23 protein-coding genes are annotated in these 22997 nt (G+C 65.4%); 10 read left to right on the top strand and 13 right to left on the bottom strand.

The window, feature by feature from the left end; genetic code table 11:
* The first annotated feature begins 283 nt into the window (after window positions 1-283).
* A complete protein-coding gene (locus EN861_RS05925; RefSeq protein ID WP_135862845.1) occupies window positions 284-2452 on the top strand; it encodes a malate synthase G in 2169 nt (722 codons plus the stop codon).
* A 176-nt stretch (window positions 2453-2628) separates the two neighbouring features.
* On the opposite strand, the gene EN861_RS05920 is transcribed toward EN861_RS05925, so the two are convergent.
* The 3 genes from EN861_RS05920 to EN861_RS35300 form a co-directional block, all read right to left on the bottom strand.
* Window positions 2629-4161, bottom strand: coding sequence for a YifB family Mg chelatase-like AAA ATPase (locus tag EN861_RS05920; protein ID WP_135862843.1), 1533 nt, complete (start codon window positions 4159-4161; stop codon window positions 2629-2631).
* A 225-nt stretch (window positions 4162-4386) separates the two neighbouring features.
* The gene (locus EN861_RS05915) at window positions 4387-4995 is read right to left on the bottom strand and encodes a class I SAM-dependent methyltransferase (protein ID WP_127871113.1); all 609 of its coding nucleotides are present in this window, start codon (window positions 4993-4995) and stop codon (window positions 4387-4389) included.
* A 31-nt stretch (window positions 4996-5026) separates the two neighbouring features.
* Window positions 5027-5197 (bottom strand): hypothetical protein, encoded by a 171-nt coding sequence (locus EN861_RS35300; protein WP_189343562.1) that lies wholly within the window; start codon window positions 5195-5197, stop codon window positions 5027-5029.
* 103 nt (window positions 5198-5300) lie between these two features.
* On the opposite strand from EN861_RS35300, the gene EN861_RS05910 reads away from it, so the two are divergent.
* Window positions 5301-6221, top strand: a complete 921-nt coding sequence (locus EN861_RS05910; protein WP_127277973.1) for a LysR substrate-binding domain-containing protein — start codon at window positions 5301-5303, stop codon at window positions 6219-6221.
* Window positions 6222-6322: 101 nt separating this feature from the next.
* Here the strand turns inward: EN861_RS05910 and gshB are convergent, their stop codons facing one another.
* From gshB to EN861_RS05895, 3 genes are all read right to left on the bottom strand, one after another.
* Entirely contained in the window at window positions 6323-7264 is a 942-nt protein-coding gene (gene gshB, locus EN861_RS05905) for a glutathione synthase (RefSeq protein WP_127277974.1), read from the bottom strand.
* Between the two features lie 71 nt (window positions 7265-7335).
* On the bottom strand, window positions 7336-7710 hold the full coding sequence (locus EN861_RS05900) for a GtrA family protein (protein WP_127277975.1): 375 nt from the start codon (window positions 7708-7710) through the stop codon (window positions 7336-7338).
* Window positions 7711-7713: 3 nt separating this feature from the next.
* On the bottom strand, window positions 7714-8715 hold the full coding sequence (locus tag EN861_RS05895; protein WP_127871116.1) for a glycosyltransferase: 1002 nt from the start codon (window positions 8713-8715) through the stop codon (window positions 7714-7716).
* A 164-nt stretch (window positions 8716-8879) separates the two neighbouring features.
* Here EN861_RS05895 and EN861_RS05890 point away from each other — a divergent pair, with 164 nt between their 5' ends.
* Window positions 8880-10673: a GtrA family protein gene (locus EN861_RS05890; RefSeq protein ID WP_135862841.1), complete on the top strand. Its 1794-nt coding sequence runs from the start codon at window positions 8880-8882 to the stop codon at window positions 10671-10673.
* A 15-nt stretch (window positions 10674-10688) separates the two neighbouring features.
* Here the strand turns inward: EN861_RS05890 and EN861_RS05885 are convergent, their stop codons facing one another.
* Complete coding sequence (locus EN861_RS05885) at window positions 10689-11030, bottom strand: Atu4866 domain-containing protein (protein ID WP_127277978.1); 342 nt, start codon at window positions 11028-11030, stop codon at window positions 10689-10691.
* A gap of 5 nt (window positions 11031-11035) precedes the next feature.
* Window positions 11036-11761 carry an SDR family oxidoreductase gene (locus EN861_RS05880; protein ID WP_127277979.1) on the bottom strand — a complete coding sequence of 242 codons (726 nt, stop codon included), beginning with the start codon at window positions 11759-11761 and terminating at the stop codon, window positions 11036-11038.
* A 118-nt stretch (window positions 11762-11879) separates the two neighbouring features.
* On the opposite strand from EN861_RS05880, the gene EN861_RS05875 reads away from it, so the two are divergent.
* The 7 genes from EN861_RS05875 to EN861_RS05845 all read left to right on the top strand — a co-directional run bounded on the left by EN861_RS05875 (window position 11880) and on the right by EN861_RS05845 (window position 18813).
* A complete protein-coding gene (locus EN861_RS05875; RefSeq protein WP_127277980.1) occupies window positions 11880-12764 on the top strand; it encodes a LysR family transcriptional regulator in 885 nt (294 codons plus the stop codon).
* Between the two features lie 118 nt (window positions 12765-12882).
* A complete protein-coding gene (locus EN861_RS05870) occupies window positions 12883-14232 on the top strand; it encodes an EAL domain-containing protein (RefSeq protein WP_127277981.1) in 1350 nt (449 codons plus the stop codon).
* A gap of 166 nt (window positions 14233-14398) precedes the next feature.
* On the top strand, window positions 14399-15166 hold the full coding sequence (locus tag EN861_RS05865; RefSeq protein WP_127277982.1) for an SDR family oxidoreductase: 768 nt from the start codon (window positions 14399-14401) through the stop codon (window positions 15164-15166).
* Entirely contained in the window at window positions 15163-16116 is a 954-nt protein-coding gene (locus EN861_RS05860; RefSeq protein WP_127871120.1) for a 2-dehydro-3-deoxygalactonokinase, read from the top strand. The genes EN861_RS05865 and EN861_RS05860 overlap by 4 nt, the downstream gene beginning before the upstream one ends.
* Complete coding sequence (locus EN861_RS05855; RefSeq protein ID WP_127277744.1) at window positions 16113-16751, top strand: 2-dehydro-3-deoxy-6-phosphogalactonate aldolase; 639 nt, start codon at window positions 16113-16115, stop codon at window positions 16749-16751. The genes EN861_RS05860 and EN861_RS05855 overlap by 4 nt, the downstream gene beginning before the upstream one ends.
* Window positions 16751-17626, top strand: coding sequence for an SMP-30/gluconolactonase/LRE family protein (locus EN861_RS05850; RefSeq protein WP_127277745.1), 876 nt, complete (start codon window positions 16751-16753; stop codon window positions 17624-17626). The genes EN861_RS05855 and EN861_RS05850 overlap by 1 nt, the downstream gene beginning before the upstream one ends.
* A gap of 128 nt (window positions 17627-17754) precedes the next feature.
* Window positions 17755-18813 carry a D-alanine:D-lactate ligase-like protein gene (locus tag EN861_RS05845; protein ID WP_127277746.1) on the top strand — a complete coding sequence of 353 codons (1059 nt, stop codon included), beginning with the start codon at window positions 17755-17757 and terminating at the stop codon, window positions 18811-18813.
* Between the two features lie 135 nt (window positions 18814-18948).
* Here the strand turns inward: EN861_RS05845 and EN861_RS05840 are convergent, their stop codons facing one another.
* The 5 genes from EN861_RS05840 to dnaJ form a co-directional block, all read right to left on the bottom strand.
* Window positions 18949-19236, bottom strand: a complete 288-nt coding sequence (locus tag EN861_RS05840; RefSeq protein ID WP_120017644.1) for a DUF1330 domain-containing protein — start codon at window positions 19234-19236, stop codon at window positions 18949-18951.
* A gap of 27 nt (window positions 19237-19263) precedes the next feature.
* Entirely contained in the window at window positions 19264-19977 is a 714-nt protein-coding gene (gene pyrF / locus EN861_RS05835; protein WP_167531400.1) for an orotidine-5'-phosphate decarboxylase, read from the bottom strand.
* Between the two features lie 11 nt (window positions 19978-19988).
* Entirely contained in the window at window positions 19989-20585 is a 597-nt protein-coding gene (locus EN861_RS05830) for an NADPH-dependent FMN reductase (RefSeq protein ID WP_127277747.1), read from the bottom strand.
* Window positions 20586-20958: 373 nt separating this feature from the next.
* Window positions 20959-21564, bottom strand: coding sequence for a phospholipid N-methyltransferase PmtA (pmtA, locus tag EN861_RS05825; RefSeq protein WP_127277748.1), 606 nt, complete (start codon window positions 21562-21564; stop codon window positions 20959-20961).
* A gap of 105 nt (window positions 21565-21669) precedes the next feature.
* The gene (gene dnaJ / locus EN861_RS05820; protein WP_135862839.1) at window positions 21670-22800 is read right to left on the bottom strand and encodes a molecular chaperone DnaJ; all 1131 of its coding nucleotides are present in this window, start codon (window positions 22798-22800) and stop codon (window positions 21670-21672) included.
* Window positions 22801-22997 lie beyond the last annotated feature (197 nt).

Raw genomic sequence — 22997 nt, 5'->3', positions numbered from 1 at the left:
GACGCCACCATTTTCGACTCGGCCTGACCTGAATCCTGCGCGTTCGTCATCCTAGGGCGGAGCAGGAGCGAAGCGACGTTGCGGAGACCCTAGGATCCATTCCGTGACGTTGGAGGTAGAGCGAACGGTTCAGAATGGCGCACGCAAACAGATGAAGAACACATCCGCACGGATGTGTCTTCAAAGAAGGCCCAAAATGCCCCACCTTCACCCTAAGCTGAATTGACCCTGCACCCCCAACATGCCAAACGCCCCGCAAAGCCTTTCATCTGGAGTTAGCCTGATGACCGATCGCATCGAGATCGCCGGATTGCGCATTGCCCGCGAGCTGCATGACTTCGTCGTCGACGAAGCGTTGCCCGGCACCGGCATCGAAGCGGCGCGCTTCTGGAACGGATTCTCCTCCATCGTCCATGATCTGGCGCCCAGGAACCGGGCGCTGCTGGCGAAACGCGACGCCATGCAGGAGAAGCTCGACGGCTGGTACCAAGACAAGGGCGCGCCGATCGACATGGGCGCCTACAAGGCGTTCCTGAAGGAGATCGGCTATCTCGTTCCCGAAGGTCCGGCCTTCAGCGTCTCGACCGAAAATGTCGATCCGGAAATCGCCGTCGTCGCCGGGCCGCAGCTCGTCGTGCCGGTAATGAACGCGCGCTATGCGCTCAACGCCGCCAATGCGCGCTGGGGTTCGCTCTACGATGCGCTCTACGGCACCGACGCCATTCCCGAGACCGGCGGCGCTGAGAAGGGCAAGGCCTTCAACCCCGCGCGCGGCGCCAAGGTGATTGCCTGGGCAAAGGACTTCCTCGACCAGTCGGTACCGCTGACCACGGGCAAATGGGCAGGCGTCAACGGGCTCTCGATCGCCAATGGCGCGCTGAAGCTCGGCGAGGGCGCCGGCGCCACCACCCTTGCCGACCCGAAACAGTTCGCCGGCTATCGCGGCGATGCCGAGAATCCGGAAGCCGTGCTTCTGGTCAAGAACGGCCTCCATACCGAAATCCTGATCGACCGCGCCAACCAGATCGGCCGCACCGACCCGGCTGGAATCGCCGACGTCATCCTGGAATCGGCTTTGACCACCATCCAGGACTGCGAGGACTCGGTCGCCGCTGTCGACGCTGAGGACAAGGTCGTCGTCTACCGCAACTGGCTCGGCCTGATGAAGGGCGACCTCGCCGAAGAGATCAGCAAGGGCGGCAAGAGCTTTGTCCGCAAGCTCAACCCCGACCGCGCCTACACTGGACCCGCCGGCGGCCAACTCACCGTGCCTGGCCGCTCGCTGATGCTGGTGCGCAATGTCGGCCACCTCATGACCAATCCGTCGATTCTGGACCGTGACGGCAACGAGGTGCCGGAAGGCATCATGGACGCGGCGATGACGGCGCTGATCGCGCTGCACGATGTCGGGCCGAAGGGGCGGCAGATGAACTCCCGCGCCGGTTCGATGTATGTGGTGAAGCCAAAGATGCACGGACCGGAGGAAGTCGCCTTCGCGGTCGAGATCTTCGACCGCGTCGAGGCGCTGCTCGGCATGGCGAAGAACACCATCAAGATGGGAATCATGGACGAGGAGCGGCGCACCACCATCAACCTCAAGGAAGCGATCCGCGCCGCACGCGAGCGCGTGGTGTTCATCAACACCGGCTTCCTCGACCGCACCGGCGACGAGATCCACACCTCGATGGAAGCCGGCCCGATGATCCGCAAGGGCGACATGAAGCAGGCCGCCTGGATTTCCGCCTACGAGGCCTGGAATGTCGACACCGGTCTCGAATGCGGGCTGGCCGGTCATGCCCAGATCGGCAAGGGCATGTGGGCGATGCCCGATCTGATGGCGGCGATGCTGGTCGAGAAGATCGCCCACCCCAAGGCCGGCGCCAACACTGCCTGGGTGCCGTCGCCGACGGCCGCGACGCTGCACGCCACGCACTATCACAAGGTCGATGTCCACGCCGTCCAGGCGGCGCTGAAGAGCCGGCCGAAGGCGAAACTCGACGATATCCTGTCGGTGCCGGTGGCCGTGCGGCCGAACTGGACACCCGACGAGATCCAGCGCGAACTCGACAACAACGCGCAAGGCATTCTGGGCTATGTCGTGCGCTGGATCGACCAGGGCGTCGGCTGCTCGAAAGTGCCCGACATCAACGATGTCGGCCTGATGGAAGATCGCGCCACGCTGCGCATCTCCTCGCAGCACATCGCCAACTGGCTGCGCCACAAGGTCTGCTCGGAAATCCAGGTCAGGGATTCGTTGCAGCGCATGGCGGCCATCGTCGATCTGCAGAATGTCGGCGATCCGCTCTACCGGCCGATGGCGCCGGATTTCGACAGTTCGATCGCCTTCCAGGCCGCCTGCGACCTGGTGTTCAAGGGAACGAGCCAGCCGAATGGCTACACCGAGCCGGTGCTGCATAAGCGGCGGCTGGAGTTGAAGGCGAAACAGGGCTGAGCTGGCGCAAGCTTGGGCCGGAACCGGCCCACGGACCCTCCTGAATGGGCTCAGTTCAGCCCAAGCGCATCGCGCAGCTTCGAAACGTTATCTGCCAGCCGTCACCGGCCCGGCCGGTGCCTCGAGGCCGCCTCGCGAGCGTAGAGCCGGCAATGTTGTGCCCAGTACTGCGGTCTCTACGCCGCCTGCGCCACACGCTCCGCGCTCATGCGATAGGAAATCGCCTCGGCCAGATGGATGCGGCCGACGGTTTCGCTGGCGTCGAGGTCGGCCAGCGTGCGCGCCACTTTCAACACCCGGTGGTAGGCGCGGGCGGAAAAGGCGAGTTTTTCGCTGGCGTCCTTGAGCAGCGACAGGCCGGCGGCATCGGGCATGGCGATCGCCTCGATGACAGCCGGCGCGCAATGCGCGTTGGTGGTGGCGCTGTTGACGCCGAGCCGTTCGAAGCGCTCGCGCTGGAGCGTGCGCGCGCGGCCGACGCGGAGTGCAACGTCAGCACTCTTCTCCGCCCTGTCGGGGCGGATCAGGTCGCTGGCCGAGACCGCCGGCACTTCAATACGAAGATCGATGCGGTCGAGCAGCGGTCCTGAGATGCGCGCTTGATAGTCGGTGCGGCAGCGCTCGCCGCGTACGCAACGATAACCCGGCTCGCCGGCCATGCCGCAGCGGCACGGATTCATCGCCGCCACCAGCTGGATGCGCGCCGGATAGGTGACGCGGTGGTTGGCGCGCGCGATCATGCAGTCGCCGGTCTCAAGCGGCTGGCGCAGCGCATCGAGCGTCTGCGGCGTGAATTCGGGGAACTCGTCGAGGAACAGCACGCCGTGATGCGCTAGGGATACTTCGCCCGGCCGGGCGCGCATGCCGCCACCGACCATCGCCGCCATCGAGGCCGAGTGGTGCGGAGCGCGGAACGGTCGCCGGTCCGTCAGCTTGCCTTCGCCGAGCTCGCCGGCCACCGAGGCGATCATCGAGACCTCCAGGAGCTCCTTCGGCGCCAGCGGCGGCAGGATCGACGGCAGCCGCTGCGCCAGCATCGATTTTCCAGAGCCGGGCGGACCGACCATCAGCAGGTTGTGGCCGCCGGCGGCCGCCACCTCCAGCGCCCGCTTGGCCGTCTCCTGGCCCTTGATGTCGGCGAGGTCCGGCAGGTCGCGCGGCGCGGCGCGGATGCCGGCCTCGGGCCGCGACAGCACCTGCGTGCCGCGGAAATGGTTGGCGATGGCAATCAGGCTGCGCGGCGCCAGAATGTCGAATTCCCGCCCCGCCCAAGCAGCTTCCGGTCCGCAGGCGAACGGGCAGATCAGGCCCTTGCCCTCGGCATTGGCGCCGATCGCCGCCGGCAGCGCGCCGGCCACGGCGGTAATCGTGCCGTCGAGCGACAGTTCGCCAAGCACGACATAGCCGGCCAGCATGTCGCCCGGAATGGCGCCAAGTGCTGCCATCAGGCCAAGCGCGATCGGCAGATCGTAGTGGCTGCCTTCCTTGGGCAGATCGGCCGGCGCCAGGTTAACGGTGACCTTCTTCGACGGCATCGACAGGCCCGACGCATGCAGCGCCGCCTGCACCCGCTCGCGGCTCTCGGCCACCGCCTTGTCGGGCAGTCCGACGATCTGGATGCCGACCTTGCCGGGCGCGATCATCACCTGCACGTCGACCGGCACGGCCTCGATGCCCTGGAAAGCGACCGTACGAACCCGCGCCACCATTCTTTGCCCCCGATGCCGTCTCTCCCCAGCCTTTGTGAGCCGGCCGCGAGCGACGTCAACGCGAGACAACCACAGATTTTAGCCCAAGGCAAGAACAATACAGGAACAAAGAGAGGCGTGCGCCTACCGTCGACGGGCTCGCAACAGCCTGCAAGGCGCCTCACCGAGCGCGTGACGATGCGAGCCGCGCAGGATGGAGGCGAATGTTCCGGGAGTCCGTGCAGATCACGACGGCTTCACCGCCAGAAAAGTGTTCCACCCTCGCTCCTTCCTGCCGACGCGGAAGCTGTGGCTGACAAGCTCCATGCCGGCGGCCTCGATGCGCGCCGCGAAGGCGTCCTTGCGCCAGTCGACCGTATGGTATCTGCCGCTCGTTTCGCCGTCGCCGTCGCGCATCGAGACGACAGAGGCACCACCGGGCCGCAACGCCCGCGCGATCTTCTCCAGAACCGGGTCGATCTGGTCGCGCGGCACATGGATCAGCACGGCAAGCGCCACCACCGCGTCATAGGGACCGCCAAGCTCGTCGGTGATCACATCGAGCAGATCGCCGGTCTTGCCGCGGGCTGCCTGCAGTTCGAGAAAGCGCCGCGTCGCGTCGGTCCGCCGGACCTTGACGCCGAGGCCCTCCAGGAAGTCCGCATCGCGGCCAGGTCCGGACCCGATCTCCAGGATTCGGCCGCCCGGCCCGGCGATCGCCGCGGCGCGCTTGAGCGCGGCCTGGTCGTTCGGGTGGGGAACATGTCCGACAATCTCGTCATAACGGACCGCGTAGTCCTCATACGACTCGACCGTCCGACGGCTCTGCGCCAGGGCTTTCGCGGGCACGGTCATCATTCTCTCTGTCTCCGGGCGCCAATCGTGTCTAGCGGATGCTGCCATAAGGCGCGTGGCCGTCGAGCAGGCCGATGTCGCGCTTGAAATGGTCGGACAGCGCGCGCTGATCGAGCAGGCGGCGCGACCGCGATCGGAAGGGAGCAACGAAGAGGTCCAGCATCGGATGACGGACTGTGAGGCGCCGCGTGGAAGTGTTCATGGCCATGTCCTTTCGGGTTGGGTCGATGGTTTGAGTGTGCGCTTGCCGGCTCTTGGCTTCCAATCGAACGTCGCTTATCATGCATCAACAGGATTGATGTGTGATGAGCTGGGACCTGCCGCCATTGGGCGCCATCAGGGTGTTTGAAGCCGCATCGCGGCTGGGCAGCTTTACCAAGGCGGCCGAAGAACTCGGCATGACCCAGTCGGCGGCGAGCTACCAGATCAAGGTGCTGGAGGAACGCGCCGGAACACCGCTTTTCGTAAGAAAAACAAGGCAGATCGCCTTGACCGAGGCCGGCGAGCAGCTGGCGCCGCACGCATCGGGTGCCTTCTCGGCGCTGGCCGATGCGTGGGTGGCGACCAAGGGCGGCGCCACCGGCGTCTTGTCGGTCACCACGGTCCAGACCTTTGCCTCGACCTGGCTCGCCGTGCGCCTTGGAGCATTCCAGCTGATGCATCCGGACCTTGCCGTGAAAGTCGACACATCGTCCCGGCTGGCCGATTTTGGGCGCGACGGCATGGATATCGGCATTCGCACCGGCACCGGGAAATGGCCGGGCCTGGCAGCCCACTATCTGTTCAAGGCGGATTACACGCCGATGCTCAGCCCGAGGCTGGTGCGGAGCGTGGGAGGCATCCGCCGGCCCGAGGATCTCTACAAGCTGCCACTATGCTGTTCGACCGATCCCTGGTGGAAGATCTGGTTCGAAGCAGCCGGCGCCCGCTTCGAGCCCGATCGCATCATAGCCGGCCCGGAGCTTGGCACGCAGGCCTACGACGCGATGGCGGCGCTGACCGATCAGGGCGTCGCCATCCTCACCCGCAACCTCTACAGCTCGTTGCTGGCGACAGGACAGCTCATTCAGCCGTTCGAGGCCATGGGGTCCGACGGCGACGGCTACTGGCTGGTGCATTCCGAAAGCCGCCGCAACACCCCGAAGATCAGGCTGTTCAGGGACTGGGTGCTGGCCGAGACGGCTGATGTCAGGGAGCGCGAACAGCGCCGGGTCGAAGAGCCTTGATCAAATCAGGAACATCAGGGGAACCGGTAACCGGACCGGTTGCGCCCCGGTTGTAGCCGGCTGCAAAAAGCGGAACATGGTTAACACAAAATGAAAACGGATTATGTCCGCTTCGCTTCGACCGCATCCCAGAACAGGGCGGCAATATCCGCCCCGCCGAAGCGATGCACTTCGCGCACGCCCGTCGGCGAGGTGACATTGATCTCGGTCATGTAGTCGCCGATGACATCGATGCCGACCAGGATGAAGCCGCGTTCCCTGAGCGACGGCCCGATGCGGGCGCAGATCTCGCGCTCGCGCGCCGTCAGCTCGGTTTTCTCGGCACGGCCGCCGACATGCATGTTGGAGCGCGAATCGTGCTCGGCCGGCACCCGGTTGATGGCGCCGACCGGCTCGCCGTCGATCAGGATGATGCGTTTGTCGCCCTTGCGCACATCCTTCAGGTAGCGCTGCACGATATAGGGCTCGCGGAACAGCTGGCCGAACATTTCGAGCAGCGAGGCGAGGTTGCGGTCGGCCTCGTGCAGATGGAAGATGCCGGCGCCGCCATTGCCGTAGAGCGGCTTGACGATGATGTCGCCGAATTCCTTGCGGAAGGCGGCCACCTCGAGCGGATCCTTGGTGATCAGCGTGTCCGGCATCAGATCGGAAAACTCGGTGACGAAGATCTTTTCCGGGCTGTTGCGCACCCAGGCCGGGTCGTTGACGACCAGCGTCTTCGGATGGATGCGCTCGAGGATATGCGTGGTGGTGATGTAGTTCATGTCGAAGGGAGGGTCCTGGCGCAGCAGGATGACGTCCATCTCCGATAGGTCGGTGCGAACCTTTTCGCCCAGCGAGTAGTGGCTGCCCTTTTCGTCGCGCACCTGCATCTCCTCGATGCGGGCAAACACCTTGCCGTCGCGCAGCGACAGGCGGTCGGGCGTGTAGTGGAACAATTGATGGCCGCGCCGCTGCGCTTCCAGCGACAGCGCGAACGAGGTGTCGCCGGCGATCGACACGGTCGAGACATGGTCCATCTGGACGGCGATTTTCAGCTTCATGGCGGATCCCCAGCGCAGTCAACGCAAGCGATATAAGGGTCCCGGCGCCTTCTGCCAATCGGGCCACGCCGTTAACGGTCGAAGACCAGCCGCGAGTAACCCAGGAAGGACAGCGTCATGGCCACCAGCGAAGCGATGGCAAGCGCCGCCAGTGGTGGCGCCGCCGGCAGCACCAGCAGGATGGCTGAGTAGACGGCATAGTTGACGATGCTGGTGGCGACGCCGACGCCGCCATAGCGGGCGCCTTCCTGTGTCACGCCTCTGCTCGACGGCGAGAAGGTCAGGTGCCGGTTGATCTGCCAGGTGACGAAGAGCGCGAAGCCGATCGACAGCATGCGGGCGACGAAGGGTCCGAGCGGCGTGACGGCGAGCAGCAGCCACAGCGCCGCCGCGTCGGCGACGAAGCCGATGCCGCCGGCGAAGACAAAGCGGACGATGCGTTGCATCGGTCAGGCCGCACGCGAGGCCTTGCCCGGTTGCGGCTTCCGAACCACGTCGCCGGTGCGGCGCTCGACACGGCCCGAAGGCATGGAGAGATAGAAGATCCGCTTCTGCTCGGCGCGCCCACGCGAGACCGAATCGAGGATCAGTCCGGTCACCGCCGCCAGCATGGACAGAAGCAGCAGGCCGACCGACAGCACCCAGGTCGGCATGCGCGGTACCAGGCCGGTCTCGGCGAATTCGACCAGCACCGGCGCCATCAGGAACAGGCTCGAGGCCAGGAAGAACAGCGAAAAGGCGCCGAAGAAGCGCAACGGCTGCGTCTCCTTCATCAGCATGGCGAACATCCACAGGATCCTGGCGCCGTCGCGGAAGGTCGACAGCTTCGACGACGAGCCTTCCGGCCGGCGGCCGTAGTCGAGCGCAATCTCGCTGACCGGCAATTTGAGCTGCGAGGCGTGCACCGACATTTCGGTCTCGATCTCGAAGCCGCCGGAGACGGCGGGGAAGCTCTTGACGAAACGCCTGGTGAAGACGCGGTAGCCGGAGAAAATGTCGGTGAAATCGCTGCCGAACAGCCATTTGTAGAGGCTGTTGAAGGCCCGGTTGCCGAAGGCATGGCCGGCCCTGCCGGCATCGTCGGTGACGCCGCGCCTGGTGCCCACCACCATGTCGCAACGCTCGGTCAGGAGCGTGTTGATCAATTGCGGCGCGTCCTCGGGCGCGTAGGTGCCGTCGCCATCGGCCATCAGGTAGATGTCGGCGTCGATGTCGGCGAACATGCGCCGCACCACATTGCCCTTGCCCTGGCGCGGCTCGCGAACCACGATGGCGCCGGCCGCGCGGGCGCGCAGCGCCGTCAGATCCTTCGAATTGTTGTCGTAGACATAGATGGTTGCCGCGGGCAGCGTCTCGCGGAACCGCCGCACCACCTCGGCGATGGTGAGCTCCTCATTATAGCAGGGCAGGAGCACGGCGATGACGGGTTCATGGCTGATGTCTTGCGGCATTTTCGTCTCCGAATGCCTTGTCGACCATGCGGTCGCGCTCCGGAAACCGGCCGCGTTCAGGCGGTTTTACTATTTATTGAAGCCGTTAAGGCTAGGTTTAAGACCGACTTCACGAGTGTCGATTGGCCTGGAAAGGCCCGGCATTCCCGCCAAGGGCGATCGGCATGAGCACAGCAACGGGAACTTCCACAGGGAAGTCCGATATCGCGTTCGCGTTGCTTGCCGCCTTGCTGCTGCTCGGCCTCAATGCCCAGCAGGGATTCCCGCAACTGGCCAATCCGGCGGGCGACAATGACAGCCTGCTGCAACTGGTCGAAGTCCGCGACCTGCTGGCGGGCCAAGGCTGGTTCGACTTGCACCAATACAGAATGGGGCTGGAGGGCGGCTTCGTCATGCACTGGTCGCGGCTGCTCGACGCGCCGCTGGCATTGAGCATCCTTGCCGTTTCGAGCCTGACTGGCAGCGCCGCCCTGGCCGAACAGATCGTGCAAATAGTCTGGCCGGCCCTGCAGTTCTTTATCGCGGTCTTGTTCATCATCCGCGCCGCGCGCGCTTTCGCCGGCCCGCCCGCTGTGCTGCCCGCCGCCGTCGTCGGCGGGGCGGCCTTGTATTACATCGGGATTTTTTCCCCAGGCGCGCTCGATCATCACAATGTCCAGCTGATGCTGACGCTGGCGAGCCTGGCCCTGCTGCTCGAGGCGCCCACGTATCGGCCGGCTGCCCTTGTCGCGGGCATCTGCGCCACGCTGACCCTGGCCATCGGCATGGAAAGCGCGCCCTATGCCGGGGCCCTCGGCGCCGTCGTCGCTCTGCTGTTTCTCGGCAATGGCGACGCCGAAAGGCTGATCGCCAGGGATTTCGGCCTCGGCGTCGCCGGCGTCTCGGCTCTGGTCTTCGCCGCCACCATCCCCGTCTCGTCCTGGGGCCAGGCCCAGTGCGACACGTTCTCGGTCGTGCAGTTCGCCGTCACAGCGCTTGCCGGCACCGGTCTGGTAATCATTGCTTCATGGAGGGCAGCCAACGCGACGGCCGCCCAGCGCCTGATGTCGCTTGGCCTGCTTGCCGTCGCTCTCGCCCTCGTCGTGGCGTTGCTGTTCCCGCAATGCCTGGCGGCGCCCTATGCCCATCTCGACCCGCGCCTGCAGCAGATGTGGCTCGGCTATATCGAGGAGGCGCAGTCGATCGTCCAGCTTGTCGTCGACGATCCGGCAAGGGCCGTGGCGCGTTTTGCCACGCCGCTGGTGGCCATCGTGCTGATGGCGCTCCGTTTCAGCCATGGCGGCTGGCGGCGGCAGGACAGCCTCGTCGCCGCACTGCTGGTCGTGGCGGTCCTGGTCAGCGCCTGGGAAGTGCGCGGCTCGACCTTCTCCATCGCCTTCGCGGTGATCCCGCTTTCGGCCTGGATCGCCAAATGGCGGCAGCGGGCCGAAGCCAGCCCGTCCAGCGGCTCGGTACTCAGGATGGCGGCGGCCTGGCTGATCTCGGTCAATGCCATCTGGTCGGGTGCCGCCGAGGCTGCCTCGAGCGCCTTCGCAACTGCTGCACCCGCCAGGGACGCCAGCATCGATGCGCCCTGCAACAGCAAGGCCTCGTTCGCCGTGCTTGGCGCGATGGCCCCCACCACGGTGCTTGCCATCTCCAATCTTGGCTCGCCCATCCTCGCCTTTACCGGTCATCGCGTGTTCGCCGGGCCCTACCATCGCAACGTCGCCGGAAACCTGCTCGTGTTCGATGCATTGCTGGGCTCGGCCACCGACGCCAAAGCCATCGTCGAAAGTCACCATGTCGGCCTTGTCGCGCTCTGCCGCGACAACCCTGAAAGCCGGCTGTTCGCTGCCAGGGCGCCGGACGGTTTTCTGGCCGGGCTGATGCGCGGCAGCGTGCCGGAATGGCTGGAGCCGGTGGCGGAGACCCGTGGCGCTCCTCTGGAACTGTACCGCGTCCGGCTCGGCGGCTGATCCAGCCGGCAGACGCTACTCCTTCCGATACAAGATCATGCCGCCGTGATGCAGCACGCCGTCGATGAACGTGCCATCGGCGGTGAATCCGGTATCGTCCCAATAGTCGATGTGATGCCCCCGGACTTCGTAACGCCCCCGATACGCGCTCTCCCGGGTTCCACGCGCTTCGTCGTACCGGCCATTTGGAAGCAGCTTGTGACGGACATGGCCATCGGCTGTCACCCACATGCCTGCATAGGGATGGCTTTGAGCAGTGATTTGCTGGTCGGGATTCATCTGGGCGACACCTTTCTGCACGGGGACCGCGCCAAAGAGAAGCATGAGCGATGCAAGCAGGGAAAACGACGACGTCATGGCCGCTACCTTGTGGCCGTCGGCCGAATGACGATCTCGTTGACATCGACGTCGTCGGGCTGCTCGATGGCGAAGCGCACCGCGCGGCCGATCGCGTCCGGCTGCAAGGCGATCGCCCGGTAGGTCTTCATGGCTTCGGCCGCCAGCGGATCGGTGATGGAATGGGCCAATTCACTCTCGACCACGCCGGGATGAATGCAGGTCACCCGAATGTCGTCGTTCTCCTGCCTGAGGCCGTCGGAAATCGCCCGCACCGCGTATTTGGTCGCGCAATAGACCGCTGCCGTTGGCGCGACCGAGAGCGCGCCGACCGAAGCGATGTTAATGATGTGGCCGGAGCCTCTCGCGGCCATCTCCGGCAGCACCGCGGCGATCCCGTGCAGCACGCCCTTGATGTTGACATCGACCATGCGGTCCCATTCGTCGACCTTGAGGGAGGCCATCAGCGAAAGCGGCATCACGCCGGCATTGTTGACGATCACGTCGACGCGTCCCCAGGCTTGTCGCGCCGCCTCGGCAAAGGCAGCGACATCGTTACGGTCGGTGACGTCGAGGCCGCGGATCCTGGCCTCCCCACCGTGCGCGGTGATCTCCTCGGCGAGCGCCTCCAGCCGGTCTGTGCGCCGCGCGCCGAGCATGACTTTCGCCCCGGCGGCGCCGAGTTCGCGGGCAATCCCCGCGCCGATTCCGCTTGATGCGCCGGTAATGAGGACGGTCTTGTCGAGGGGCATGCTTGTCTCCTGTTCCTGGATTGACCGCCGCCTTGCGTCGGTTGCCAGGAAGATAGAATTGCCCCATTGTCGCGTTAAGACAGCCATTTCTTGACGCTATGGAAAGCCACGCTAACCAATGGATCTCAACGCGCTCTCCGTTTTTGCGCTTGTCGCCGAGGAGCGGAGTTTTCGCGCCGCCGCTGACCGGCTGGGTGTCACCCGCTCGGCCGTCAGCCAGACGATCAGGCGGCTGGAAGAGACCATCGGCATAGCGCTTGTGCGGCGCACGACGCGCAGCGTCAGCCTCACCGAGGCGGGGGAGCGGCTCCGCGCCGAAATCGCGCCGGCCATCGCGGACATGCGTGCCGCGGTCGAGGCCGCCGGCAGCTTGCGTGGGCGCCCGCGCGGGCAGTTGCGGCTCGCTGTTTCGTCGATCGCCGAGGGCTTCCTGTCAGGGCCGTTCCTGGCAGCCTTCGCCGAGGCCAATCCGGAGGTTCAGATCGACATCACGGTGACGGACGATGAATTCGATATCGTTGCCCAGGGATACGATGCCGGCGTCAGGCTGGGCGAAGTCATCGAGCAGGACATGATCGCGGTTCCCGTTGCCGGTGACGAGCGGCAGCTGGCTGTCTGCGCGCCAGCCTACCGCGATCGATTTGGTGAGCCTGCGCATCCGAGCGAGCTTGCGGCCCGTCGCTGCATTGGTTGGCGTCCCGCTCCCGGGGTTGCGCCCTACCGATGGGAATTCGCGGTCGACGGCAAGGAGTTCAGCGTCGCCGTCGCCCCGGAGATCACGACAAACGACATGACGTTGATGATCAGGCTCGCTGTCGCCGGCGCCGGCATCACCTTCGGCATGGAACGGAGCTTCCGTCCCTGGCTCGACCGGGGCGAGCTGGTGCCCATCCTGGAGTCCTACTGCCCACGCTTTGCCGGCTTCTATCTCTATTATCCCGGCCGCCGCAACTTGGCGCCGAAGCTGCGCGCGCTTGTCGATCACCTGCAGCGCTTCAGATAGCGTCGTGGGATCGTTGGCGGGTCTCGAAAAATCGATTCAAGCGATACGTTTCCTAAAGGGTTTGCTGCCAGTCTCGAAATAAATTCCGACGACAAAACAGGGACGAACAGGGACACCGATGCAAGCTCCGTTTGGCACCGGTCAGGCAAACAGGGAAAGCACGGATCTGGCGTTCACCGATCCGTTGACCGGGCTTGGCAATCATCGCCGCTTCTTCGACAAGGTCGACCGCCTGATCAGCGACCGCGCCGACGATCCCGCGCCCTTCACCGTCGGCATTCTCGACCTCGACGGCTTCAAGCCGATCAACGATCTGTTCGGCCACAAGGCCGGCGACGACATCCTGATCCAGGTCGCCATGCGGCTGCGTGCCTCGATGGACGGCCATTCGACGGTCTGCCGCATCGGTGCCGACGAATTCGCCTTCCTCTACCCGCTGGTGTTCTCGGAGGATGCGGCGGCTGAAAAATCCCGCATGCTGATCGAGATCCTGTCGGCGCCCTATGATGTCGGCGAGCGCACCGCCAGGCTCTCGGCCTCGGTCGGCTGCTCGCTGTTCTATTCGGGCGACGAGACCACCGAGATCCTCATCAACAAGGCCGAAACGGCGCTCTACCATGCCAAGCGTTCCGGCCGCGGCCGCGTCGTCGTCTACACCCGTGAGATGGAAGAGGCCGCCAAGCGCGTCACCCGCATCGAGCAGGCGCTGCGCCGCGCCGTCTCCGCCGGGGAGGTGGAGCCGCATTTCCAGCCGATCGTCGACCTCACCACGCGCCGCACCATCGGCTTCGAGACGCTGGCGCGCTGGACCGATCGCGATCTCGGCGCGGTGCCGCCGACCGTCTTCATCCCCATCGCCGAGGAGCGCGGCATCATCGGTCCGCTGTCGCAGCTGGTGCTGCGCAAGGCGACCGAAGCCGCCAGGAGCTGGCCGAAGGACCTGTTCCTGTCCTTCAACCTGTCGCCCTCGCAGCTCGTCGACCAGAACACCGGCCTGCACATACTGGCGATCCTCGACCGCACCGGCTTCGATCCGCGCCGGCTGGAGATCGAGATCACCGAGACCGGCCTGATGAACGACCCTGCCTCGGCGGCGCAGATCGTCGAGGATCTGCGCCGCGTCGGCATCCGCGTCTCGCTCGACGATTTCGGCACCGGCCAGTCCTCGCTCGGCCGGCTGCGTGAATTCCATTTCGACAAGCTCAAGATCGACCGCGCCTTCGTCGCCTCCATTCTCGAAGACCGGCCATCCGAGCACATCATCCGCGCCATCCTCGCCATGTGCGAAGGGCTCGGCATGGACGTCGTCGCCGAAGGCATCGAAGAGGAAGCGCAGGCCGACCGGCTGGTCCAGTTCGGTTGCGCCGGCGGACAGGGCTATCTGTTCGGCAAACCGGCCGATGCCGATGCCACATTGGGCTACCTCCGTGATTCCTTCCGTGGCGCCTTGCGCGCCAAAGCGATCTGAGCCCAGGACTTCGGCGCCGCCCGCCATGTGGCGACGCCACTTCGCGGGTCGAGCATGGCACCATCGCCTTTTTGTCAGACATAAGCCCGAAAATGCGTCTTTTCGCCCTTGCCCGCCGGACGTGTCTGGCTAGGATGCGCGCCGGTTGACCCGGGAGACGAAAATCATGATGCCATCGGCGCGGTTTGCCGACCTCGAAGGCGCTTCGGTGCTGATCACCGGCGGCGGCTCCGGCATCGGTGCGGCGTTGACCGAAGGGTTCACGCGCCAGGGCGCCAAGGTCGCCTTCATCGACATCGCCGATGCGCCGAGCATCACGCTCGCCGACCGCGTTGAGAAAGAGCTCGGCCGGCGTCCGCTCTACCTCAAGACCGATCTGCGCGACGTCGAGGCCTTGCGCGCTGCAGCCGCCCGGGCCGCCGACGCGCATGGCGACGTCACCGTGCTGGTCAACAACGCCGCCTGGGACGAACGCCATGAAGTCGAGGACGTCACCGTCGAATTCTGGGACAACAATCTCTCCATCAATCTCAGGCCGCATTTCTTCACCGCGCAGGCGGTGGTGTCAGGCATGAAGCGGGCCGGCGGCGGCTCGATCATCAATTTCACCTCGACCTCCTACCTGATCAACCATCCCGACATGCCGGCCTATACCGCTGCCAAGGCGGGCATACTCGGCCTCACCAAGGGGCTGGCCGGCAAGCTCGGGCCCGATCGCATCCGCGTCAACGCCGTCGCGCCCGGCTGGGTGATCACCGAGCGGCAGCAGGAGCGCTGGGTGACCGAACAGGCGCTCGCCGCCCATGTCGCCAAGCAGTGCATCAGGGACGTCATGCGGCCGGACGACATGGTTGGCACGGTGCTGTTCCTGGCCTCGGACGCTTCGCGCATGTTGACCGCGCAGATGCTGATCGTCGATGGAGGCTTCCTGTGAGCCCAGCCAGCAACGTTCCGGCGGTTGCCGCGCTCGATTGGGGCACGACCCGGCTCCGGGCCTGGCTGATCGACGGCGCCGGCAAGGTGCTTGCCGAGCGTCGCGGCGACGACGGCCTGATCACCGCGCGCGAAAAGGGCTTCGCCAACGTTCTGGAGAGCCATCTGACGGCGATGGGTGCGCCGGAGGAATTGCCCGTCATCATCTGCGGCATGGCCGGTTCGCGCCAGGGTTGGCTCGAGGCGCCCTATGTCAGCGTGCCGTCGCCGCTCGGCGCCATTCTCGGCGGCGCCGCCCGTGTGCCTGATCAGAAACGTGACATCCGTATCGTTCCCGGCCTTGCCCAGCGCCTGGCCGACGCGCCCGACGTCATGCGCGGCGAGGAAACGCAGTTGGCCGGCGCCGGCCTGCCGGCCAAGGGCCGCCATCTCGTCTGCATGCCCGGTACCCATTCGAAATGGGTGCTGGTCGAGGACGGCGCCGTCACCGGCTTTGGCACCTGGCCGACGGGCGAGCTGTTTTCCGTGCTTGCCGCGCACTCGATCCTGCGCCATTCGCTGGGCGAACATCCCAGCCCGGTTGCTGCCGACAATCCGTTCTTCCGCCGCTGGTGCGAAATCGCACTGGGCGAGGGTGGTGACGTCACCTCGCGGCTGTTTGCCATCCGCGCCGCCGGCCTGCTCCAGGATTTGAAGGCCGATGATGCGGCCGCCTGCCTGTCCGGCCTGCTGATCGGCGGCGAGATTGCCTCCGCCCGGCGCCGGCACGGCGCCGGCGCGACATCGGTGGTGCTGGTTGCCTCGGGCGCGCTGGCCGTGCTCTACCAGGCGGCGCTCGGCCTTGCCGGGCTTGGCCTGCGCACCGTCGACGCCGACGAAGCAGTACGCGCCGGGCTGATCGAAGCCGCGCGCGAGAACGGCATGATCGCCAGAACCGGAGCAGCCCTATGAGCCAGACCGCACCTTTTCCCAAACTCAAGCGCGGCCTGGTCGCCATCCTGCGCGGCCTGAAGCCCACCGAGGCGATCGCCATGGGCCAGGCGCTGTTCGACGCCGGCATCGAGGCGATCGAGGTGCCGCTCAACTCGCCCGAACCGTTCTCGTCGATCGCCAGGATTGTCGAAGTGCTGCCGAAAACGGCCCTGGTCGGCGCCGGCACCGTGCTGACGGCGGCCGATGTCGACAGCCTGCACCGGGCCGGCGGTCGATTGCTGGTCAGCCCCAACATCGATGCCGAGGTGATGGGCCGCGCCAAGACATATGGCATGGTCACCATGCCTGGCGTGTTCACCCCTACAGAAGCTTTCCAGGCGATCCGGCTCGGCGCTTCGGCGCTGAAATTCTTTCCCGCCAGCGTGCTCGGCGCATCGGGCATTTCCGCGATCCGGGCCGTACTGCCGGCGCAGACGCTGGTCGGCGCGGTCGGCGGCGTTTCGGACAAGGATTTTGCCGGCTACAAGGCGGTTGGCGTGACGGTCTTCGGGCTTGGCTCCAGCCTGTTCAAGCCTGGCACGAGCGTCGACGACGTAGCGGCGCGCGCACACGCCGCCGTCGCTGCCTGGGACGCGGCATTCGGAGACGCATGATGAGCGAGGTTTCGGTTTTCTCCGACCATGTCTGCGAGCTCGGCGAAGGGCCAAGCTACGATCCCGCCACCGATGCGTTGTACTGGTTCGATATCGTCAACTGTCGGCTCCTGGAGAAATCCGTGGCCGGCGGTGCGCTGAAGATCCACGAGCTTGGCCAGATGGCGAGCGCCATCGCCATCATCGACGACAAGCGTCAGCTGATCGCCACCGAGACCGGCCTCTTCGTCCGCGACGTCGCGACCGGCCGGATGACGCTGCATACGCCTGTCGAGGCAGACAACCCCCTTACCCGCTCCAACGATTCCCGTGTCCATCCCTGCGGCGCCTTGTGGATGGGGACGATGGGCAAGAGCGAGGCAAAGGGCGCCGGTTCGATCTACTGGTTTTTCAAGGGCGAACTGCGCAAGCTATTCTCCGGCATCACCGTGTCGAACTCGATCTGTTTCTCCGGGGATGGCGCGCTCGCCTATTACACCGACACCTCGACCGGCCTGCTGATGCGCGTCGCCTGTAATCCGGCGACCGGCCTGCCCGCTGGAGAACCAAATGTGTTCGTCGATCACCGCTCGTCCAAGGGCTATGTCGATGGGTCGGTCGTCGACCACGATGGCGTGCTGTGGAACGCCGTCTGGGGCGGCAAGGCGGTCAAGGCCTATTCGCCCGACGGCACATTGTTGCGCGAAATTGCGATGCCGGTGACGCAGCCTTCCTGCCCGGCTTTCGCCGGCGCGAAGGCGGACCGGCTGGCGGTGACGTCGGCCTGGAAGGGCAAGGACGAGAAGCAGCGCCAGCTCGACCCGCAGGCCGGCATGACGTTCGTCCTCGACATCAAGGTCAACGGCCGCTTCGAGCCACGCGTGCTGATCGCCTGAACGAAGGTGGCCGATAAACGTCCTCGCCGGCGTTGTCACGCAACCGTCCGGGACGGTCGGTTTCGCGAAAGCCCACGGCATGCGCCGTGCGATGCTGGGCGATCACATAGCCGGGATTCAATCATCGCATGTCCAGCCGCAGGCCAGAACTGATCCTCGTCCACGAGCCGGAGAAGGCTTGCTTCGAGCGCCTGGTCGCCGAGGGCTATGCGCCGAAGCGTGCCGCCGAGATTTCGTCCTACCTGGCGCAGTCGACCGACCTCGCGCCCGAATTCGACACGCTCGCCGCAGCCTGTGACAGCCGCGGCCTCGCCTTCGCCGCGGTGGAGCTGGACGATGCCGCAAGCGCGCTCACCGGAGCCGATCCGGCCACGACGCTGGTCTGGACGCTGACCGACGGCATCGCCTATTTCCGTGGCGGCGGCGCACCCGCGCTGGCGCGGCTCAATGGCCTGAGAACGATCGGCGCGGACGATTCGCTGTTCGCGCTCTGCCAGGACAAGTTCCGCTCCGGCGCCGTGCTTGGCGCGCTCGGCCTGCCGGCGCCGCAGGCGGGACTTGCCCGCAATGGAAACTGGCTGGTCGAGCCGCCGGCCTCCGCTGCCGGCTGGTTCGTCAAGCCCAACAGGCTCGGCGCCAAGATCGGCATCTGGCCGGATTCGCGCGTAGCCGATCTCGGCCACGCGCTGGAGCTCAGCCGCCGTGTTTTCGCGGCCTATCGCGACGATGTCGTCGTCCAGCCCTATGTCGCCGGCCGCAATGTGCGCGCCAGCTTCCTCGGCCTGACGCCGGAAACCGGCGTCGAGGCGCTTGGCGTCGCCTTTGTCGAGTCAGGCGCGGACTTCCAGACCATGGCGGACAGCCTGGCGCTTTATGGTGACACCGGTGAGGCGGCGAAGGCTGCCGGGCACTATGCCGAACCCGAACTCGCTCCAGTCGCGGACAGCCAGCCGGTGGCCGATGCGAGGATCAGGGTGATCGCCGAACGGCTGATCAGCGGGCTCGGCCTGCGCGACGTGTTTTCCATCGACCTGCGCGTCGAGGCAGATGACACGGTTCATCTCATAGAATTCGAGGTCTGCCCCGGCCTGCCGTGCTTCGATTTCCGCGCCTACTGCCGCCAGCAATGGGCGCTGAGCCTGGCGGACGCGATGGCGGAAACCGCCGCAAGCCGGTTGCGCTCATGACGCCAGGGATAGCGGCGCGACACCCCTCGCAATCGGCATCCGACGGCTAAGCACGGAGCGAAGCGACGCGGCGCGGACATGCCGTGACTTCGATCCGCTGCGACGGTGCGGAATTCCGCTCGGCCGCCCCCGGACCTAAATGCCTTCGACCAGCACGATCTCGCCGTCGGCGACCTTCTGGCGGATGGCGACCGCGCGCTGATACTCCGGCGAGTGATAGCAGTCATGCGCGGCGGCGAGTGATGGAAATTCGATGATGACATTGCGCGCGCGGCCCGGACCTTCGGCTTTCTCGTGTTCACCGCCGCGGGCGAGAAATGTCGCGCCGAAGCGCTCGAAGGCCGGCTTGGCGGCCGCGACATAGTCCTTGTAGCCTTCGGCGTCGCGCACATCGACACGTGCGATCCAGTATCCCTTGGGCATTCTCTTTTCTCCTATCGTGCTGGCTCGTCAGGCCGAGCGCATTTCTTCCAGAATGGCCTCGGCCGCCGCGCGCCGGTCGCTTGCCGCGACGATCGGCCGTCCGACGACCAGATGGCTGGCGCCGTTGCGGACCGCCTGCGCCGGCGTCACAACGCGCTTCTGGTCGCCATGGTCGCTGCCGGCCGGCCGGATGCCGGGCGTCACCACCGCCATGTCCGGGCCGACGATGCGGCGCACCGCTTCGGCTTCCGCGGCCGAGCAGACGATACCTCCCATGCCGGCATGCAGCGCCTGTTCCGAGCGCCTCAGCACCAGCGTGTGCGGGTCATATTCATAGCCGACATCGATCATGTCCTGCTCATCCATCGAGGTCAGCACGCTGACGGCGAGCAGGCAAAGCTCGCTGCCGCGCGCTGCCTCCACCGCCGCCTGCATCGCCTTGGGATAGGCATGGATGGTCAGCATGGTCATGCCCATCTTGACGATGTTCTCGACGCCCTTGGCCACCGTGTGGTCGATGTCGAGCAGCTTCATGTCGAGAAAGATTTTCGTCCCGCCGCTGGCCAGCTCCCTGGCAAAGTCGAGCCCGCCGGCAAAGGCCAGCTGATAGCCGATCTTGTAGAAGGAGACGACGCCGTCGAGCTCGCGCACCGCCTGCTCGGCCTCCTTGACGGTCGGCACGTCGAGGCCGACGATCAGTCGCTCTTGCATGGATTGGGCCTGCATGGAATGGGCCTGCATGGTTGCGGCGGTCACACCTCGACCCTGGTCGACAGCATGCGCGAGGTCTCGATCAGCGTGCGGCATAGGTGCTCCATCGATTTGTGCAGTCTTTCGTCACGGAAATGGCCGTCCCCGTCGAAGGCGTCGCCACCCTCCGGCACCGAGCATTCGGGCGTCACCACCTCCATCTGGCAGCGCACCAGCACGGCGCGCAGATGGTTGATGCAGCGTATGCCGCCGAAGTGTCCGTTGGAGGACGAGCAGAGGCCCGCGACCTTGCCGGCAAGCGGCCTGACCGATCGGCCGCCATCCCGTCGCACCCGGCTCACCCAGTCGATCGTGTTCTTGAGCAATGGCGGGATCGAGCCGTTATATTCGGGCGTCGCGATCAGCAGCCCGTCATGAGCGGCGATCAGCCGCGCCAGCTTCTGGGCGTTTTCGGGGACGCCTCTTTCCATTTCCAGGTCTTCGTCGAGGATCGGCAAGGGATAGTCGGCGAGCGAAACGCGGGTGACCTCGGCGCCCTGCACCGCAAGTTCCTTCTGCGCCACGTCGGCGGTCCTGCCGCTATAAGCGCCTGTGCGCACCGAGCCGGCGAAGACGAGGATTTTCGGGATCACTGCCATTGGCCAACCTTGTTCTGGGACACGTACAGCCAAGGTTCGATCAAATCAACGCATCGGCGCCATAAAACGCTCGGTATTGGCCGAAGCCCCCGACTTCGTCATCCCTGGGCGAAGCAGGAGCGAAGCTCCGTCGCGGAGACCCTGGGATCCATTCCGTGACCTTGGACGTAGAGTGCAGCGGAGCAGAATTCTTCTTCGCCGCGGCACGTCGAGGTCGCGGCATGGATCCCTTGGGCTGCGAAGCAACGCCAGGGGTCTGCGCCGCGTCGCTGCGCTCCTTGCTCCGCCCGTGGATGACGAAATGAGGGATGTTTCGGCCAATCGCCAAGCTATGCAGCCAGCATCAGGAACCGCGAACGGCTCAGCGCGTCCGCTAATGCGCTTCGCGCCGGTAGATCCACAGCTGCGTCGGCGGGATGTTGCGGAAGATGAAGTCGAAATGCTTGACCGTGTAGTCGCCGCGGCCCGCCGGGATCGGCGACATCGGACCATAGGTCAGCTGGACGATCGGCCGTCCGGCCGGGATGCGATCGAGCAGGCTTTCGATATAGGCGATACGCTGGGCGACCGGGAAGTTGAGCAGCGGCACCCCGGAAACGACGCTATCGAAGATCATCCCGCGCCTCTCGCCAAGCGTGGCGTTGAGGTTGAAGGCATCGCCCTCGATGACGTTGACGCCGGGATAGAGCTGGCGCAGATGGCGCACGAAATCGGTGGAATATTCGACCGCGTAGAGGTTTTCGGGCCGCACGCCCTGGGCGAGGATGGCGCGGGTGATGACGCCGGTGCCGGGACCGACCTCGAGCACCGGCAGGCCGGACTTCGGGTTGACGATCGAGGCCATCTTGCGCGCGGTGATCGAACTGGTCGGAACGATGGAGCCGACGGTCTTCGGCTTGTCGATCCAGCCCTTGAAGAATTTGAGTTCGTCGTCGAACTTCTCGGCAAACGCCTTCCGCAGTCCGTGACCACGTGCCATGCAAGCTCTCCTCAGCGCGCCCCTTGGAAGCTACTTAACATCTGGGTGACGCAAGGCAAGGCACGGCCATGCCTATGTCGTGGATAAGATAGCTTTGGTCGCGTCTCAACTTTCGCCGAAAGACTCGAAAAAGTCCTTCATGCGAGCGAAAAAGCCGCTCGATTGGGGCGAATTGTCCTGCGAGGAGAGTTGTTCGAACTCCTCCAGCAGCTCGCGCTGGCGACGCGACAGGTTCTGTGGCGTCTCGACCGCGGTCTGGATGTAGAGGTCGCCGACATTGGGCTGGCGCAACACCGGCATGCCCTTGCCCTTGAGGCGGAACTGACGTCCGTTCTGCGTGCCTTCGGGGACCTTCACCTTGGTCTGTGTGCCGTCGAGCGTCGTCACCTCGAAGGAGCCGCCAAGGGCCGCCGTCGTCATCGAGATCGGCACCTTGCAATAGAGGTCGGCACCGTCGCGCTGGAAGAATTCGTGCGGCTTGACCGCCAGGAAAATATAGAGGTCGCCCGACGGCCCGCCGCGCAGGCCGGCCTCGCCTTCATTGGCCAGCCGGATGCGGGTGCCGTCCTCGATGCCGGCCGGGATGTTGACCGAGAGCGAGCGCTCCTCGGTGACGCGGCCCTGGCCGGCGCATTTCGGGCACGGGTCCTTGATCGTCTGGCCGCGGCCCTGGCATTGCGGGCAGGTCCGCTCGATCGAGAAGAAGCCTTGCGTGGCGCGCACCTTGCCGTGGCCGTTGCACATCGAGCAGGTAACCGGCTGGGTGCCGGGCTTGGCGCCGCTGCCGGAGCATTCCGTGCAGGATATCGAAGCCGGCACGCGGATTTGCGCGGTCTTGCCCGCGAAGGCTTCCTCCAGCGAGATTTCCATGTTGTAGCGCAGGTCGGCGCCGCGCTCGCGGCCACCGGAAGAGCGGCGCTGGCGGCCGCCCATCATGTCGCCGAAAATATCCTCGAAGATGTCGGCGAAGCCGCCGGCGCCAAAGCCTTGCGCGCCGCCATTCATGCCGCCCTGCTCGAAGGCGGCGTGACCGAAACGGTCATAGGCCGCGCGCTTCTGCGGGTCCTTCAGCGTCTCATAGGCTTCGTTGATTTCCTTGAACTTGTGCTCGCAGGAATGATCGCCGGGGTTGCGGTCGGGATGGAACTGCATGGCGAGCTTGCGAAAAGCGCTCTTGAGCGCCTTCTCGTCGGCGCCCTTTTGCACGCCCAGCGTTTCGTAGAAATCAGCTTTCATTTTTTCCCGCAGTCCGGATCAACGTCTTGATGCATTGTTGCGTCGTTTGCCGGCATGTTGTCTCGATTTAGGATCGGTGCCGCCCGGATGCCAGTGCCGGTGTGCGCCTGTCCGGGTTTTTCTGTTATTTTTTCCGCGAGGGTTGCAAAAAAGCCCGGCCTGCGCCGGGCTTTTCGCATTATCTTGCCGTCAGGCCG

Source organism: Mesorhizobium sp. M8A.F.Ca.ET.218.01.1.1 (assembly GCF_004791165.1).
GTDB lineage: Bacteria > Pseudomonadota > Alphaproteobacteria > Rhizobiales > Rhizobiaceae > Mesorhizobium.
Note: the sequence above shows the minus strand (reverse complement) of the source record. Positions and strands in the feature narration are given on the sequence as shown.

Bases quoted from the DNA above. Each gene is read 5' to 3' on its own strand.
- EN861_RS05925 (WP_135862845.1), top strand. From the start codon at position 284: ATGACCGATCGCATCGAGATCGCCGGATTGCGCATTGCCCGCGAGCTG.
- EN861_RS05920 (WP_135862843.1), bottom strand. From the start codon at position 4,161: ATGGTGGCGCGGGTTCGTACGGTCGCTTTCCAGGGCATCGAGGCCGTG.
- EN861_RS05915 (WP_127871113.1), bottom strand. From the start codon at position 4,995: ATGACCGTGCCCGCGAAAGCCCTGGCGCAGAGCCGTCGGACGGTCGAG.
- EN861_RS35300 (WP_189343562.1), bottom strand. From the start codon at position 5,197: ATGAACACTTCCACGCGGCGCCTCACAGTCCGTCATCCGATGCTGGAC.
- EN861_RS05910 (WP_127277973.1), top strand. From the start codon at position 5,301: ATGAGCTGGGACCTGCCGCCATTGGGCGCCATCAGGGTGTTTGAAGCC.
- gshB (WP_127277974.1), bottom strand. From the start codon at position 7,264: ATGAAGCTGAAAATCGCCGTCCAGATGGACCATGTCTCGACCGTGTCG.
- EN861_RS05900 (WP_127277975.1), bottom strand. From the start codon at position 7,710: ATGCAACGCATCGTCCGCTTTGTCTTCGCCGGCGGCATCGGCTTCGTC.
- EN861_RS05895 (WP_127871116.1), bottom strand. From the start codon at position 8,715: ATGCCGCAAGACATCAGCCATGAACCCGTCATCGCCGTGCTCCTGCCC.
- EN861_RS05890 (WP_135862841.1), top strand. From the start codon at position 8,880: ATGAGCACAGCAACGGGAACTTCCACAGGGAAGTCCGATATCGCGTTC.
- EN861_RS05885 (WP_127277978.1), bottom strand. From the start codon at position 11,030: ATGACGTCGTCGTTTTCCCTGCTTGCATCGCTCATGCTTCTCTTTGGC.
- EN861_RS05880 (WP_127277979.1), bottom strand. From the start codon at position 11,761: ATGCCCCTCGACAAGACCGTCCTCATTACCGGCGCATCAAGCGGAATC.
- EN861_RS05875 (WP_127277980.1), top strand. From the start codon at position 11,880: ATGGATCTCAACGCGCTCTCCGTTTTTGCGCTTGTCGCCGAGGAGCGG.
- EN861_RS05870 (WP_127277981.1), top strand. From the start codon at position 12,883: ATGCAAGCTCCGTTTGGCACCGGTCAGGCAAACAGGGAAAGCACGGAT.
- EN861_RS05865 (WP_127277982.1), top strand. From the start codon at position 14,399: ATGATGCCATCGGCGCGGTTTGCCGACCTCGAAGGCGCTTCGGTGCTG.
- EN861_RS05855 (WP_127277744.1), top strand. From the start codon at position 16,113: ATGAGCCAGACCGCACCTTTTCCCAAACTCAAGCGCGGCCTGGTCGCC.
- EN861_RS05850 (WP_127277745.1), top strand. From the start codon at position 16,751: ATGAGCGAGGTTTCGGTTTTCTCCGACCATGTCTGCGAGCTCGGCGAA.
- EN861_RS05845 (WP_127277746.1), top strand. From the start codon at position 17,755: ATGTCCAGCCGCAGGCCAGAACTGATCCTCGTCCACGAGCCGGAGAAG.
- EN861_RS05840 (WP_120017644.1), bottom strand. From the start codon at position 19,236: ATGCCCAAGGGATACTGGATCGCACGTGTCGATGTGCGCGACGCCGAA.
- pyrF (WP_167531400.1), bottom strand. From the start codon at position 19,977: ATGCAGGCCCATTCCATGCAGGCCCAATCCATGCAAGAGCGACTGATC.
- EN861_RS05830 (WP_127277747.1), bottom strand. From the start codon at position 20,585: ATGGCAGTGATCCCGAAAATCCTCGTCTTCGCCGGCTCGGTGCGCACA.
- pmtA (WP_127277748.1), bottom strand. From the start codon at position 21,564: ATGGCACGTGGTCACGGACTGCGGAAGGCGTTTGCCGAGAAGTTCGAC.
- dnaJ (WP_135862839.1), bottom strand. From the start codon at position 22,800: ATGAAAGCTGATTTCTACGAAACGCTGGGCGTGCAAAAGGGCGCCGAC.